The sequence below is a fragment of the Agrobacterium sp. GW821-FHT14E08 genome (genome assembly GCF_058803865.1).
On sequence record NZ_JBXAPJ010000002.1, the window covers coordinates 310,666 to 324,374 of the forward strand.

Consider the following 13,709-nt stretch of genomic DNA (forward strand, 5'->3'; position numbering starts at 1 on the left):
GCCTGGCGATGAGCGAAACGATCCACGTCTTCGACACCGCCGCCGAACTGGCAACCGCTCTTTCGGCGGAGGTTGCAAAACGCCTTGATGCGGCAACGAAGAATCGCGGCGCGGCAAGCATTGCCGTCTCCGGCGGTTCGACACCGAAGCTGTTCTTTCAGGCGCTTTCCAAACACGATCTCGACTGGCCCAATATCAGCGTGACGCTGGTGGACGAGCGTTTCGTGCCGCCGGAAAGCGACCGTTCGAACCACCGCCTCGTTGCCGAGAACCTTTTGCAGGACAAGGCGAAGTCGGCCTATTTCGTGCCGTTGTTCCAACCGGCGGCCTCGCCGGAAGACGCCGCGACGCTTGCGACCGTCAAGACCGAGGCGATCTGCGATCCCTTCGATGTCGTCATTCTCGGCATGGGAACGGATGGCCACACGGCATCGTTTTTCCCCGGTGGAGACAATCTCTACGAAGCGCTGGACCTCGATGAACCGCGCGGCGTTTTGACCATGGCGGCGGAGAATGCGGGAGAGGAGCGGTTGACCTTCAACTTCTCCAGCCTGCACGATGCCGAGTTTCTGGTGCTGCATATCGAAGGTGCTGCCAAGAAGGCGACGCTGGAAAAAGCACAGTCGGGCGAGGATGAGGATGAAATGCCGATCCGCGCCGTGCTGAATCGCGCTGAAACGCCCGTGGATATATACTGGGCGCCATAAGCCAACGCGGTTGCCGCCTCCGCGGCCTGCGAAAGCGCCCCGAAGACATGAATACCGAAACACGACAACCGGCCGTTCACCTCCCGGAACGCCGGTTGCCGACCAACGAACAGGATGAACGCCCATGTCCGCCGATTCCCGCATTCAGGCCATCACCGCCCGCATCGTCGAACGTTCCAAGCCTTACCGCGAGACCTATCTCGAGCGGCTGCGGCTGCAGGTCTCAAAAGGCGTTCACCGCTCCGTGCTTTCCTGCGGCAATCTCGCGCATGGATTTGCGGTCTGTTCCCCCGCCGACAAGGACATCCTTGCCGGCGACCGGGTTCCCAATCTCGGCATCATCACCGCCTATAACGACATGCTCTCGGCGCACCAGCCCTATGAGACTTTCCCGGCGATCATCCGCGATGCGGCCAAAGAAGCGGGCGGCATAGCGCAGGTGGCAGGCGCGGTTCCCGCCATGTGCGATGGCGTGACGCAAGGCCAGCCCGGCATGGAACTTTCGCTGTTTTCCCGCGACGCCATCGCCATGGCGGCCGGCATCGGCCTGTCGCACAACATGTTCGACGCCGCCGTCTATCTCGGTGTCTGCGACAAGATCGTACCCGGTCTCGTCATTGCCGCCCTCGCCTTCGGCCATCTGCCCGCCGTCTTCGTTCCCGCCGGCCCGATGACATCCGGCCTGCCGAATGACGAGAAATCCCGCATCCGCCAGCTTTATGCCGAAGGCAAGGTCGGCCGCGCCGAACTCCTGGAAGCGGAATCCAAATCCTATCACGGCCCCGGCACCTGCACCTTCTACGGCACCGCCAATTCCAACCAGATGCTGATGGAAATCATGGGTTTCCACATGCCCGGTTCCTCCTTCATCAATCCCGGCACGCCGCTGCGCGATGCGCTGACGCGCGAGGCAACGAAGCGGGCGCTGGCGATTACCGCGCAGGGCAATGAATTCACGCCGGCAGGCGAGATGATCGATGAAAGATCCGTCGTCAACGGCGTCGTCGGCCTGCATGCGACGGGTGGTTCCACCAACCACACCATGCATCTGATCGCCATGGCGCGCGCCGCCGGTATCATCCTCACCTGGCAGGATATTTCCGATCTTTCCGACATCGTGCCGCTGCTCGCCCGCGTTTACCCCAACGGTCTTGCCGATGTGAACCACTTCCACGCCGCCGGCGGCATGGGCTTCCTTATCAAGCAGCTTTTGAAACAGGGCTTCGTGCATGATGATGTGCGCACCGTCTTCGGACAGGGCCTCTCAGCTTATACCGTGGATGCGAAGCTCGATGAAAAGGGCGCCGTCACCCGCCAGCCCTCGCCCGAGCAAAGCCACGATCCGAAGGTGCTTTCCAGCATCGAGACCCCGTTCCAGCCGACCGGCGGACTGAAGATGCTGACGGGCAATCTCGGCAAATCGGTTATCAAGATTTCCGCCGTCAAGCCGGAACGCCACATCATCGAAGCGCCGGCTATCGTGTTCCACGACCAGCAGGAGCTTCAGGACGCGTTCAAGGATGGCAAGCTCAACCGCGACTTCATCGCCGTCGTCCGCTTCCAGGGGCCGAAGGCCAATGGCATGCCTGAGCTGCACCGCCTGACGCCGCCGCTCGGCGTGCTGCAGGATCGCGGCTTCAAGGTGGCCCTGGTGACCGACGGGCGCATGTCCGGCGCTTCCGGCAAGGTGCCGGCCGCCATCCATGTCACGCCGGAAGCTTCCGATTGCGGCCCGATCTCGCTTATCCGCGATGGCGACATCATCCGTCTGGACGCAATCTCAGGCACGCTGGAAGTGCTCGTTTCGGCCGCTGAACTGGCGAAACGCGAACCGGCGCGCGCCGATCTTTCCGGCAATGAATGGGGCATGGGCCGCGAGCTTTTCGCCCCCTTCCGCCGCAATGCCGGTCCAGCCGATCAGGGCGCCAGCGTCCTGTTCCATTGATTTTTGATGGGCGAAGGCCGGGTGCGGCTTTCGCCTTTCAACCCCACTTTGCGGCATCGCCTGAATGCACCACTCATCGCCGAGAGCTGGCGCAGAAACCGCTTTATTTCCCATGCCTTAAACGTCAGACTTGTCATGCGGCTGTGATAATCGCCCTTTAGGGCCTTCTCAGCCGGCCGCAGGACGGCGGTGCAGTTTCGGATGATGGGGCCTGACATGACGATTTTCTCGAGCAAACGCCGCGATGTGCTGAAGCTTATGGCGGGCACCGCCCTGTTGCCGCTGATGGTGGCTGCAAAGCCAGCGATGGCGCAGGGCGTGGCGCTGCGTGCAATCGTCATCTCCGACCTGCATTCGGCCTATGAGCGCATCGGCCAGCTTCTCGCGGCCGTTGAAACACGCATCGCCGCCGACAAGGCGCCCCATATCATCTTGCTGAACGGCGACCTGTTCGAGATCGGCAACGCCGTGGCCGCGCGTTCGGCCGGCGAAATCGAATGGACCTTCCTGGCAGCCCTCGCAAAACTCGCCCCCACCGTCGTCAATATCGGCAATCATGAGCCCGATATCGACAATGATCTCGCCAATTTCGTCAGCCGCGCGCAGGCGCTCGGCATCACCGTGCTTTCCAACATCATCGACAAGCGCAACAGCAAACCCTATGCGGCGGCCAGCGCCGAAGTAAGCGTCGGCGGACGGAAGGTCGTCGTGGCTGGTCTCGCCACCAATGCGATCAACACCTATCCGAAGGCCACACGCGAGGTGCTCGATATTCCGCAGCCGGTCGAATGGGCGAAGGCCAATCTGCCTGGGATCGTCAAACCGGATGCGATCAACATCATTCTCAGCCATGCCGGCGTCGTCGCCGACCGCGATATACTGCCGCTGCTGCCGGATGGCACCCTGCTGGTTGGTGGCCATGATCATCTGAACTTCGTGCACGAACAGGGCGCTACCCGCTATGTCCATACCGGCTCATGGTGCACCTCCATGACGGTGGCGACGATTGCGGCTCCCGGAAAGGCTGCGGCCATAGAGACCGTCGCGATCGATCGCAGCGCTCCCGCCTCCCCCGCTCTCAAGACCCTGATCGAACAGACACTCGAAAAGCACCTCACGGCCGAAGAAAAGGCAATCGTCGGAAAATCGGCGAAGGCAATGACCGTCGATGAGGCGGGCCGCCACGTGGCGCAGCTCATCGCCGCAAAAACCGGCGCGGATGTCGGCTTCGTCGGCCACACTTCGTTTGGCGCCGGCCTGCCCGAGGGCGATATTCGGCGTTACGATTTCAACGCCTCGCTGCGTTTCGACGGCAAGCTGATGGTGGCGGAAGTCGATGGCGAGGCTCTCGCCCAAATCCTCAAGCGCTGCAATCAGGACGGCGACATTCCGCTCGCCGCGCGCACCGGCGACTATCTCTACGCCATGCCGGAAAAGCCGGAAGTGAAAGAGCGCTACAAGCTGGTCTGCAACGACTGGTCCGCCACCAACCAGAAATCCTATTTCGGCCGTAGCGACCTTGCGTTCACTGAGGTGCCTGATGTGAAGCTGAAGCAGACGGTTCTGGGCGGGCTTTCTTAAGACCGTCGCCGATCATCTGATTTTAGAACGACCGGATATCCAGCTTCCGGTCCCTATGCGCCGGATGCGTGCTGAACACGAAGATGCGGTCCAGTTCCTTCTGCGTCAGCATGCGCAGGAAGCGGACGTGGATGGTGTTGTTCGCGTTGACGCGCAACAGAACGCAGCCGATTTTGCTGATACGGGCGTCGGGAATATCGAGATAGAACTGGTTGGGCAGATTGTATTTCGTTATCAGCGCCAGCACGGCTTCCGTCTGGGAAATGCGGATGACGTCGCAGCGCCGCGCCGCCATGTGCATGACGGCCTTTTCAGTATATTCGATGCGCGCCGCATTCATGGTATCTTCCATGCGAAACCGGCTTTCGCGGTCGTACATGAAGGATTCTTCCTTGCTCAGGTAGTTATTCCTGATGACACCCGCACTGCTCTGCACGCCCGGACTCCCATGCTCTATCAATGGATAGAAACTAGGCCATAGTCTTTAACAATTCATATCAGCGCAGGCTTAAACAGAGCGGAAGCGGGACATTTTCAACGTTTTTCCACAGCGGCAAAAAAGGCCAGAGGAAACCCCGGAACAAAGGCTTTCCGGGGCTTGGTTTCGTTATCGATGGCAATTACCTGCGATAGGTCTTGCCCTCGGCGTCGAAGAGATGAAGCTTTTCCTGCGGTGCGGCAAAACGTAGGGTTTCGCCCTTGCCGACGGAAACGATGCCCGGCACTTTGACGATGATCGGTTCCTGCCCCTTGGGCGCTTCGAGATAAAGTAGCGTCACTTCGCCGAGCGCCTCGACGATCGCGACTTTTCCCTCGAAAAGATAATCGTCCCCGGTGACGATGCTCAGATCTTCCGGCCGCACACCGAAGCTTGCCGCCTTGCCCTTTTCGGTTGCGGGCGTGGGAACATAAACCGCGAGCGCCTTGCCGCCGGCAAGTTCGATGGAGGTCCGTTCGCCGGTTCCGGTGATCTTTGCAGCGATGATGTTCATGGCGGGCGAGCCGATGAAGCGCGCCACAAAGAGATTGGCCGGCCTTTCGTAAAGTTCGAGCGGCGCACCCACCTGCTCCACACGACCGGCATTCAGAACGACGATACGGTCCGCCAGCGTCATCGCCTCCACCTGGTCGTGGGTGACGTAGATCATCGTGGTATCAGCCATCTGCTCGTTGAGTTTGGCGATCTCGATGCGGGTGGCGACACGCAGCGCCGCATCGAGGTTCGACAAGGGCTCATCAAACAGGAAGACTTTCGGATTGCGGCAGATGGCGCGGCCGATGGCGACACGCTGGCGCTGGCCGCCAGAGAGCGCCTTGGGCAGTCGCTCCAGATATTGCGTCAGTTGCAGGATTTCGGCGGCGGCGCGAACGCGGCGGTCGATCTCCTGCTTGCTCTCTTTCGCGATCTTCATGCCGAAGGCCATGTTGTCGTAAACCGTCATATGCGGATAAAGCGCATAGGATTGGAACACCATGGCAATACCCCGCCGCGAGGGCGGGATTTCATTGACGAGCTGGCCGTCAATATACATCTCGCCGCCGGTGATTTCCTCCAGACCGGCGATCATGCGCAGCAGCGTCGATTTTCCGCAGCCAGAGGGGCCGACGAAAACGATGAATTCGCCCTGTTCGATCTGCAGATCGATGCCGTGCAGGACCTTCACCTGCCCGTATGATTTGCGGATATCCTTGAGAACGAGACTTGTCATGGGTGTTCCTCCCTCATCTGTCAGGCGTAACGGGCGAAGAATGCGCCCCATGCCGGAAGTTCTACGCTTCTGCCTTCAAGACCGCCTGCAAAGCCGTGGCCTTCGAGAACCTCCCAGTTCCCTTCCGGCAGCGTGGCCTTTGCCGGCGTTGCGGACAGATTGAAGAGGCAAAGCACGGTTTCGTTGCCGAGCGTGCGGGTATAGCTCAGCACCTCGCCCTCTACCGGCTGGAATTCGATGCCGCCCTTGGCAAAAGCGGGGTGCTTTTTGCGGAAGCTCAGGAATCGACGATAATGCTCAAGCACCGAGGCCTCGTTGCCCTCCTGGGCGCTGACGGCGCGTTGCTTGTGATCGGCCGGAATGGGCAGCCACGTCTTTTCCGACGTCGAGAAGCCCGCCTGTGCATGACCGGCATCCCACACCATCGGCGTGCGGCAACCGTCGCGGCCCTTGAATTCCGGCCAGAACTGGATGCCGTAGGGATCCTGCAAATCTTCGAAAGCAATATCCGCTTCGGTGAGGCCGAGCTCCTCGCCCTCATAGATGCAGACGGAGCCGCGCTGTGTCATCAGCAGTGCCGAAAGTACCTTGGCGAAGGCGTCCTTGTCCTCGACATGCTCACCCCAGCGGCTGACATGGCGCACGACATCGTGGTTGGAGAAAGCCCAGCAGGCCCAGCCTTCCGGCGCGGCTTTCGCAAAATCCGCCTGCACATCGGCGACGCGCTGCGGTGTGAGCGCATCGGGGGCGAGGAATTCGAAGGCATAGCACATCTGCATCTTGTCATCGCCGGAGGTATATTCGCCGACGATTTCGAGACCACGCTGGCTATCACCCACTTCTCCCACGGCGGCGATATCCGGAAACTCGTCCAGCACCGCGCGGAAGCGCTTCAGGAAGGCGATGTTTTCCGGGCGGTTCTTGTCGTAGAGATGTTCCTGGAAATTGTAAGGGTTGACCGCCGGAGCGGTGGAGGCATTGCGGCGCTCCGGCGCCAGCGCCGGGTTGTCGCGCAGCTCAAGGTCATGGAAATAGAAATTGATGGTATCGAGGCGGAAACCATCGACGCCGCGCTTCAGCCAGAAGCGGGTGATGTTCAGCAGCTCTTCCTGAACTTCCGGATTATGCAGGTTGAGGTCCGGCTGCGAGGTCAGGAAGTTGTGCATGTAATATTGCATGCGGGTCGGATCCCACTGCCAGGCGGAACCGCCGAAGATCGACAGCCAGTTATTGGGCGGCGTGCCGTCCGGCTTGCTGTCCGACCAGACATACCAGTTCGATTTCGGATTACTGCGGCTGGCGCGGCTTTCCACGAACCACGGATGCTGGTCCGACGTGTGCGACATGACGAGGTCGATCATGACCCGGATACCGAGGCGATGGGCCTCCGCAATCAGCCCGTCGAAATCGGCAAGCGTGCCGAACATTGGATCGACATCGATATAATTCGAGACGTCGTAACCGAAATCCTTCATCGGCGAGGTGAAGAAGGGCGAAATCCAGATCGCATCAGCACCCAGATTGGCGATATGCGCCAGGCGGTCGGTTATGCCCTTGAGGTCGCCAATGCCGTCGCCATTGGAGTCCTGATAGGAGCGCGGGTAAATCTGATAGATAACAGCGCCGCGCCACCAGTCCTTGTTGGGCGTCAAAGCGGAAGTCACCGAAGCGGTCATGGAAGTGTCCTGTCTGGTATGGGCGTTCATGGAATGATCAGCCTCCCTTGACGGAGCCTGCGAGCAGGCCACGCACGAGATAACGTTGAAGAGCAAAGAAGACGCAGAGCGGCACGATGATGGTGACAAAGGCCGAGGCGGTGAGGATTTCCCAATTGCCGCCACGCGAACCGAGCAGCGCATTGAGCGCGCCGGTCAGCACCAGCTCGTCCTTCTGCGTGCCGAGGAACACCATGGCGACGAGCAGGTCGTTCCAGGTCCACAGGAACTGGAAGATGGCGAAGGAGGCGAGCGCCGGAAAAGAGAGCGGCAGAATGATCTTGACGAAGATTTCGAAATCGCTCGCGCCATCGACGCGGGCGCTTTCGATGATCTCCTTCGGCAGGCCGGAAATATAGTTGCGCAGCAGATAGATGGCGAGCGGCAGGCCGAAGGCGGTATGCGCCAGCCAGATGCCGGCATAGGTCTTGGACGGCACGCCGAAGATGGTGCCGATTTCATTATAGAGCCTGAGAAGCGGGATCAGCGACATTTGCAGCGGCACGACGATCAGGCCCACCACCATGGCAATCAGCAGATTGCGGCCGGAGAAGCTCATCCATGACAGCGCATAGGCGGCGAAGGCAGCAATGAGGATCGGGATGACGGTTGCCGGCACGGCCACGGTCAGCGAGTTGACGAAGGACTGGCCGATGCCTTCCGAGGTCAGGACCGTGCGATAGTTGTCGAGCGTGAAGACGGGCGGCGTCGCGATGGAGATGTAAACGCGCTTGCCGCGAGAGCCTTCAAAGCTCGCGGCCTTGCTATATTCGTAGGTGCCGTCCGTATTAACGAGCAATGTTTCGCCGTCACCGATATCGGCCGCCTCGCCGGCTTTGAACGCCGTGGGTTCCTGTACGCGAACGCCGAAGGCCGCAACCTTGCCGCCCTGTCCGCTTTCGAAAACATTGCCCGATATGACATAGCGGCTGCCATCCTGCTTCTGCACGGAAGCATCGGCGAGGCGAACCGCCGAGGTCTGTTCGGAACTGGAGAAGGCCGTCCACCAGCCGGAGACCGTGATCTGGTCCTTGTCGCGCAGCGAGCTGACGAGAATGCCGAGGGTTGGCAGGAGCCACAGCAACACGACGACCAGAACGCTGGCATGGACGATGAGGCGCGGCAGGCCGACACGGCGAAGGCGTTTGAAAATATTCATCTCAGCGGCCCTCCATCTCGCGGTTCGCCTGGCGAATGTTCCAGACCATGATGGGGGTGACGGCCGCCATGATGATGAGCGCGATGACCGCACTTCGGCCGCTGTCGCCACCGCCGCGGAACATCCAGTCGAACATCAGGTTGGCGAGGACCATGGTGTTCCATTGGCCGTTGGTCATGGTCAGCACGATGTCGAAGACCTTGAGCACGAGAATGGTGATCGTCGTCCAGACGACGGCGATGGTGCCCCAGATCTGCGGAACCATGATCTTCCAGAAGATCTGCCAGCCATTGGCGCCATCGATGACGGCCGCCTCGATGGTTTCTTCCGGGATGCCGCGCAGCGCCGCCGACAGGATGACCATGGCGAAACCGGTCTGGATCCAGATGAGGATGATCATCAGGAAGAAATTGTTCCAGAAGGGCATGGAAATCCAGACTTCGGGATTGCCGCCGAAAAACTCGACGATGGCGTTCAAGAGGCCGATCTGCACCTGCCCTTCCGCACGGTATTCATAGATGAATTTCCAGATGACGGAGGCACCGACGAAGGAGATCGCCATCGGCATGAAGACGATGGATTTGGCGATGTTGCCCCACCAGATGCGATCGGTCATGACGGCGATGACGAGACCGAAGAAGGTGCAGGCGGCCGGCACGACGGCGAGCCAGAGAATATTGTTGAAGATCGACTGGCGGAAACCGGCATCGAAAAACGCCCAGCGATAATTGGCGAGACCGACGAATTCGCTACCGGTCCGGTCATAGAAGGACAGGATCAGCGTGGCGATGACGGGGTAGACCAGATAGACCAGCAGGAGGATCAAAGCCGGGCCGATGAACAGCCAGGGCCGGACCGCGGCGCGGCGATTGAGGTTGCGGGATGCCTGCAGCACGTCTCCCGAGCGGACCGGAAAGATCGCCTGAAGCACTTTATCGGATAGCCAGTAATAGGCAGCGCAGGCAAAGACCCCCGCCACCATCACGCCGATGGCCGAAACGAGTTGTTGAGCCATGTTCCCTCCCTTGATCCTCTCCGCGCCGCGCCGATTTATGCGGTCTTCGGGGCAACGCCGTTGGTAAGGGCCCGGCAGCAAACCGCCGGGCCTGATCCGATATCTTACTTCAGGCCGTCCCAGGCCTTCTGGATATCGCTCGCGACCTGATCGGCAGACTTGCCGCCAACGAAATCGATCATGCCGGTCCAGAATGCGCCGGCACCGATCTTGCCGGGCATGAGGTCGGAACCATCGAAGCCGAAGCTTGTCGCGGTCGTCAGGATTTCGCCCTGTCGCTTCATCTGCTCATTGGCATAGGTTTCGACATTCACACCCTTATAAGGGGTCAGGAAGCTGGACTGCGCCATCCAGACCTCATGGGCGATCGGGGTCTGCAGGAATTCGACGAATGCCTTGGCGGCAGGCGCTTCCTTGGTGATGGTGACCAGCGTGCCAGCACCTAGAACCGGCTTGCCGAGATCAGGCTTGGACGCGTAAGTCGGCATGTAGAAGAAATCCGCATCCGTGCCCACTTTGGTGCCTTCCGGGAAGAAGGACGGAATGAACGACGCCTGATGGTGCAGGTAGCACTTCGGCGGAATGTCGAAGAGGCCCTTGGGGCTGTCGCGGAAGTCGGTGGAGGCCACGGCCGCGACGCCGCCGCTGACATATTTTTCGTTCTTGGCGAATTTGCCGAATTCGTTGATTGCCTCGACCACGGACGGATCGGTGAACTTGACCTCGTTGGTCGTCCATTTCTGGTAGACGTCGAGCGGCTGCGTGCGCAGCATCAGGTCTTCCACCCAGTCCGTTGCCGGCCAGCCGGTGGCGCCGCCGGAGCCGAGACCGATGCACCAGGGGGTGCCGCCATCGGCAACGATCTGGTCCGTCAGCTTAAACAGGTCTTCCATGCTCTCGGGCACCTTGTAGCCCGCTTCTTCGAAGTTCTCAGGCACGTACCAGACGAGCGACTTCACGTCCGCCTTGAAGGGGAAGGCGAAATAGGCCTTGTTGCCGTCCTTGCCCTTGTAGCTGCCGAGATCGACCCAGGACTGGCCCGCACCGTAATTTTCCTTGACCCAGTCGGCGGTCTTGTCGCCGAGCGGCACGAGGAAGCCCTTGGCGGCCAGATCGGCCAGAAGGCCTGGCTGCGGCAGAATGGCGATATTGGGCGGCGAGCCCGCCTGCGTATCGATGACGATCTGCTGCTCGTAATTTTCCGACGAGGAATAACGGACGTTCACGCCGGTCGCATCGGCGAAATAGGCAAGCACCGACTGGAACAGCGCCTCATCCTCACCGCGCCACGGGCCGAAAATCGTCAGCGTCTGGCCTTTCAGATCGGCATGGGCCGTCTTGAAGTCCTCGTAGCTTTTCCAGTTGAACTTGGCGTCACCGCCGGGCGCGAATTTCAGGTCAGCGGCAGAGGCCGCACCGGACAGCAGCGCTATTGCAGCAGCCGTCGCCAAAAGAGTCTTCTGCATGTGATTTACCTCCCATCACATAAAAGGCTCAAAGCGTCCTCGTTCAATCAAAGCGCTTTGGCTGCCTATTCATCTCATTGTCATCAAGAAGGAGTCAAGAGGCTCTTTCTGCGGAAACGTTGCGGCGCCTCGTGAATAATCATATTTATTTAGAAAGGCGGCTATCGTTTTCGATTGAGAAAAGCGGCGGAGGCTGGTAAAAATCTAAAGCGCTTTGGAAGCCTGGGGAGAGGTTTTACCGTTTCCAGAGCGCACGCATGGAGGAAATGAGAGACATGAACCTGAAACAGTTGTCGCAACTGCTGGGCATTTCGCAGACGACCATCAGCAGGGCGCTCAACGGCTATCCCGAGGTCAGCGCCGAAACGCGCCGCCGCGTGATGGAGGCTGCCGAAAAGACGGGATATCGCCCGAATGCGGCAGCGCAACGGCTGGCGACGGGCAAGGTCGGCTCCATCGGGCTTGTCATGCCGATTGGCGAACACCATCGTTCCGACGTGCATTTCGGCGAATTCCTGAGCGGTCTCGGTGAGGAAGCATCGCGTAGCGGCTTTCATCTCGTTATCATGCCGACAGAGCCGGAAAAGGAACGCGAAGCCCTGCGGGGGCTTGCCGCAAGCGGCAGCGTCGATGGCATCTATCTCGCCTATATGAAGAAGAACGACCCGCGTATCGCGATGATGCAGTCGCTCTCCCTGCCCTTCCTCGTGCATGGCCGCTCCGTCGGCGTGGAGGAGGATTATCCCTATCTCGACGTGGACAATGAGGGCGCTTTTCGCGATGCAACCCAGCTTCTCCTCCAGCTTGGCCACACACGGATCGGGCTACTGAATGGCCCGGAGGGTTATGATTTCACCTATCGGCGCTGTCTCGGGGTCGAAAAGGCGCTTTCGGCAAATGGCCTGACATTGCATGCGAACAACAAGCGGCACAGCAGCATGACCGATGAGGAAGGTTATCTCGGCATGGAAGCCTTGCTGTCACGCCCGGAAAAGCCGACCGCCATCCTCTGCGCCAGTACCGCCCTTGCGCTCGGCGCGATCCGTTCGCTCAACCAGCGCGGCCTGAAACCCGGCAAGGATATTTCGCTGATCGCCCATGACGACGTGCTGCCGCTTTTGAAGCCGGATAATTTCTCCGTGCCGCTCACCACCACCCGCTCATCACTCCGGGCGGCGGGGGTGCGCGTGGGCCAGCGCCTGATCAACCGGATCAAGCTGAACCAGACGGAACCGCATCAGGAACTCTGGAAGGCGGAACTGGTGGTGCGCGCCTCGACGGGGCCGGCTCCGAAAGCGTAAAGGCTGGCCTCCATCTCCCCGGCCGTCATACCGGCCTTGAGCCGGTATCCAGCCAGCCCAAGTCCTTGGGCTGAAAAGAGCCGTCTCGCCGCGCAGACGCGCGTCGGCTGGATTCCGGCTCAAGGCCGGAATGACGGAAGTGAAGAGGCAGCGCACAAAAATTCCTGTGCCGTGTAGTTCGATTGAACGCGACAGGCTTAAAACTTCGGCGCGGTCAGACCCAGCGCGCGATGAGCGGCGATGACGGTGTTGGCCATCAGCATGGCGATCGTCATCGGGCCGACGCCGCCGGGTACGGGCGTGATGGCGGCGGCCACGGCGCTCGCCTCATCAAAGGCGACATCGCCCACCAGCTTCGACTTGCCTTCGCCCTTTTCCGGCGCGGGGATGCGGTTAATGCCGACATCGATGACGGTCGCGCCGGATTTCACCCAGTCGCCCTTCACCATCGCCGCACGGCCGACCGCCGCCACCAGAATATCCGCCGTCTTGCAGACGGTGGCGAGGTCCTTTGTGCGTGAATGCGCCATCGTCACCGTGGCATTGGCATTCAGCAGAAGCTGGCCCATCGGCTTGCCGAACAGGTTTGAGCGGCCGATGACAACGGCATTCAGACCGGAAAGGTCGTCGCCATGAATGCCGCGCACTAAAAGCATGGCACCGGCGGGCGTGCAGGAGATGAGGCCGGTGGCGAGATCGCCGGTTGCCAGCTTGCCGGCATTGAGCACGCTCAGGCCGTCGACATCCTTCTCCGGCAGGATCGACTGGATGATCTCATCGGAATTGAAGTGTTTCGGCAGGGGAAGCTGCACCAGAATGCCATGGATGGAGGCATCGGCGTTCAATTCGCCGACAAGCTTCAGGAGTGCGGCCTGCGTGGTTTCCTCCGGCAGCGTGTGCTGGATGGAGTTGAAGCCGCATTGCTTGGCCATCTTGCTCTTGGAGTTCACATAGGCATGGCTGGCGGGGTCATTGCCGACGATGACGACCGCGAGGCCGGGCTTCACACCCTTTTCCGCCTCAAGCGCTTCTGCCGATTTGCGGACTTCCTCCACGACCGAAGCCGCCTTCGCCTTCCCGTCAATCACAACTGCCATGCGTCCTGCTCCTG

At 60.4% G+C, this 13,709-nt stretch carries 11 protein-coding genes; 4 read left to right on the forward strand and 7 right to left on the reverse strand.

Translation table 11 applies throughout. The annotated features are described in order from the left end of the window. Nucleotides 1-8: 8 nt before the first annotated feature. From pgl to AC1ROR_RS10260, 3 genes are all read left to right on the forward strand, one after another. A complete protein-coding gene (gene pgl / locus AC1ROR_RS10250; RefSeq protein WP_498589342.1) occupies nt 9-707 on the forward strand; it encodes a 6-phosphogluconolactonase in 699 nt (232 codons plus the stop codon). 124 nt (nt 708-831) lie between these two features. Then, nucleotides 832-2,652, forward strand: a complete 1,821-nt coding sequence (edd, locus tag AC1ROR_RS10255; RefSeq protein WP_020812897.1) for a phosphogluconate dehydratase — start codon at nt 832-834, stop codon at nt 2,650-2,652. Nucleotides 2,653-2,868: 216 nt separating this feature from the next. Next, nucleotides 2,869-4,233: a metallophosphoesterase gene (locus AC1ROR_RS10260; RefSeq protein WP_498589343.1), complete on the forward strand. Its 1,365-nt coding sequence runs from the start codon at nt 2,869-2,871 to the stop codon at nt 4,231-4,233. A 22-nt stretch (nt 4,234-4,255) separates the two neighbouring features. Here the strand turns inward: AC1ROR_RS10260 and AC1ROR_RS10265 are convergent, their stop codons facing one another. The 6 genes from AC1ROR_RS10265 to AC1ROR_RS10290 all read right to left on the reverse strand — a co-directional run bounded on the left by AC1ROR_RS10265 (nt 4,256) and on the right by AC1ROR_RS10290 (nt 11,297). Further along, nucleotides 4,256-4,612 carry a hypothetical protein gene (locus AC1ROR_RS10265; protein ID WP_035227665.1) on the reverse strand — a complete coding sequence of 119 codons (357 nt, stop codon included), beginning with the start codon at nt 4,610-4,612 and terminating at the stop codon, nt 4,256-4,258. Between the two features lie 241 nt (nt 4,613-4,853). After that, nucleotides 4,854-5,942 carry an ABC transporter ATP-binding protein gene (locus AC1ROR_RS10270; RefSeq protein WP_498589344.1) on the reverse strand — a complete coding sequence of 363 codons (1,089 nt, stop codon included), beginning with the start codon at nt 5,940-5,942 and terminating at the stop codon, nt 4,854-4,856. 20 nt (nt 5,943-5,962) lie between these two features. Further along, the gene (gene bglA, locus AC1ROR_RS10275) at nt 5,963-7,618 is read right to left on the reverse strand and encodes a beta-galactosidase BglA (protein WP_498589345.1); all 1,656 of its coding nucleotides are present in this window, start codon (nt 7,616-7,618) and stop codon (nt 5,963-5,965) included. A 37-nt stretch (nt 7,619-7,655) separates the two neighbouring features. After that, nucleotides 7,656-8,816, reverse strand: a complete 1,161-nt coding sequence (locus AC1ROR_RS10280) for a carbohydrate ABC transporter permease (RefSeq protein WP_498589346.1) — start codon at nt 8,814-8,816, stop codon at nt 7,656-7,658. Nucleotide 8,817: 1 nt separating this feature from the next. Continuing rightward, nucleotides 8,818-9,831, reverse strand: coding sequence for a carbohydrate ABC transporter permease (locus AC1ROR_RS10285; RefSeq protein ID WP_004432574.1), 1,014 nt, complete (start codon nt 9,829-9,831; stop codon nt 8,818-8,820). Nucleotides 9,832-9,935: 104 nt separating this feature from the next. Further along, nucleotides 9,936-11,297 (reverse strand): ABC transporter substrate-binding protein, encoded by a 1,362-nt coding sequence (locus tag AC1ROR_RS10290; RefSeq protein ID WP_498589347.1) that lies wholly within the window; start codon nt 11,295-11,297, stop codon nt 9,936-9,938. 275 nt (nt 11,298-11,572) lie between these two features. Here AC1ROR_RS10290 and AC1ROR_RS10295 point away from each other — a divergent pair, with 275 nt between their 5' ends. After that, entirely contained in the window at nt 11,573-12,598 is a 1,026-nt protein-coding gene (locus AC1ROR_RS10295) for a LacI family DNA-binding transcriptional regulator (RefSeq protein WP_065654439.1), read from the forward strand. A gap of 197 nt (nt 12,599-12,795) precedes the next feature. On the opposite strand, the gene AC1ROR_RS10300 is transcribed toward AC1ROR_RS10295, so the two are convergent. Beyond that, on the reverse strand, nt 12,796-13,695 hold the full coding sequence (locus AC1ROR_RS10300) for a bifunctional methylenetetrahydrofolate dehydrogenase/methenyltetrahydrofolate cyclohydrolase (RefSeq protein ID WP_080833495.1): 900 nt from the start codon (nt 13,693-13,695) through the stop codon (nt 12,796-12,798). Nucleotides 13,696-13,709 lie beyond the last annotated feature (14 nt).

What these genes read in the sequence shown, in the direction of transcription:
- pgl (WP_498589342.1), top strand. Translation starts at nt 9, where the DNA reads ATGAGCGAAACGATCCACGTCTTCGACACCGCCGCCGAACTGGCAACC.
- edd (WP_020812897.1), top strand. Translation starts at nt 832, where the DNA reads ATGTCCGCCGATTCCCGCATTCAGGCCATCACCGCCCGCATCGTCGAA.
- AC1ROR_RS10260 (WP_498589343.1), top strand. Translation starts at nt 2,869, where the DNA reads ATGACGATTTTCTCGAGCAAACGCCGCGATGTGCTGAAGCTTATGGCG.
- AC1ROR_RS10265 (WP_035227665.1), bottom strand. Translation starts at nt 4,612, where the DNA reads ATGTACGACCGCGAAAGCCGGTTTCGCATGGAAGATACCATGAATGCG.
- AC1ROR_RS10270 (WP_498589344.1), bottom strand. Translation starts at nt 5,942, where the DNA reads ATGACAAGTCTCGTTCTCAAGGATATCCGCAAATCATACGGGCAGGTG.
- bglA (WP_498589345.1), bottom strand. Translation starts at nt 7,618, where the DNA reads ATGACCGCTTCGGTGACTTCCGCTTTGACGCCCAACAAGGACTGGTGG.
- AC1ROR_RS10280 (WP_498589346.1), bottom strand. Translation starts at nt 8,816, where the DNA reads ATGAATATTTTCAAACGCCTTCGCCGTGTCGGCCTGCCGCGCCTCATC.
- AC1ROR_RS10285 (WP_004432574.1), bottom strand. Translation starts at nt 9,831, where the DNA reads ATGGCTCAACAACTCGTTTCGGCCATCGGCGTGATGGTGGCGGGGGTC.
- AC1ROR_RS10290 (WP_498589347.1), bottom strand. Translation starts at nt 11,297, where the DNA reads ATGCAGAAGACTCTTTTGGCGACGGCTGCTGCAATAGCGCTGCTGTCC.
- AC1ROR_RS10295 (WP_065654439.1), top strand. Translation starts at nt 11,573, where the DNA reads ATGAACCTGAAACAGTTGTCGCAACTGCTGGGCATTTCGCAGACGACC.
- AC1ROR_RS10300 (WP_080833495.1), bottom strand. Translation starts at nt 13,695, where the DNA reads ATGGCAGTTGTGATTGACGGGAAGGCGAAGGCGGCTTCGGTCGTGGAG.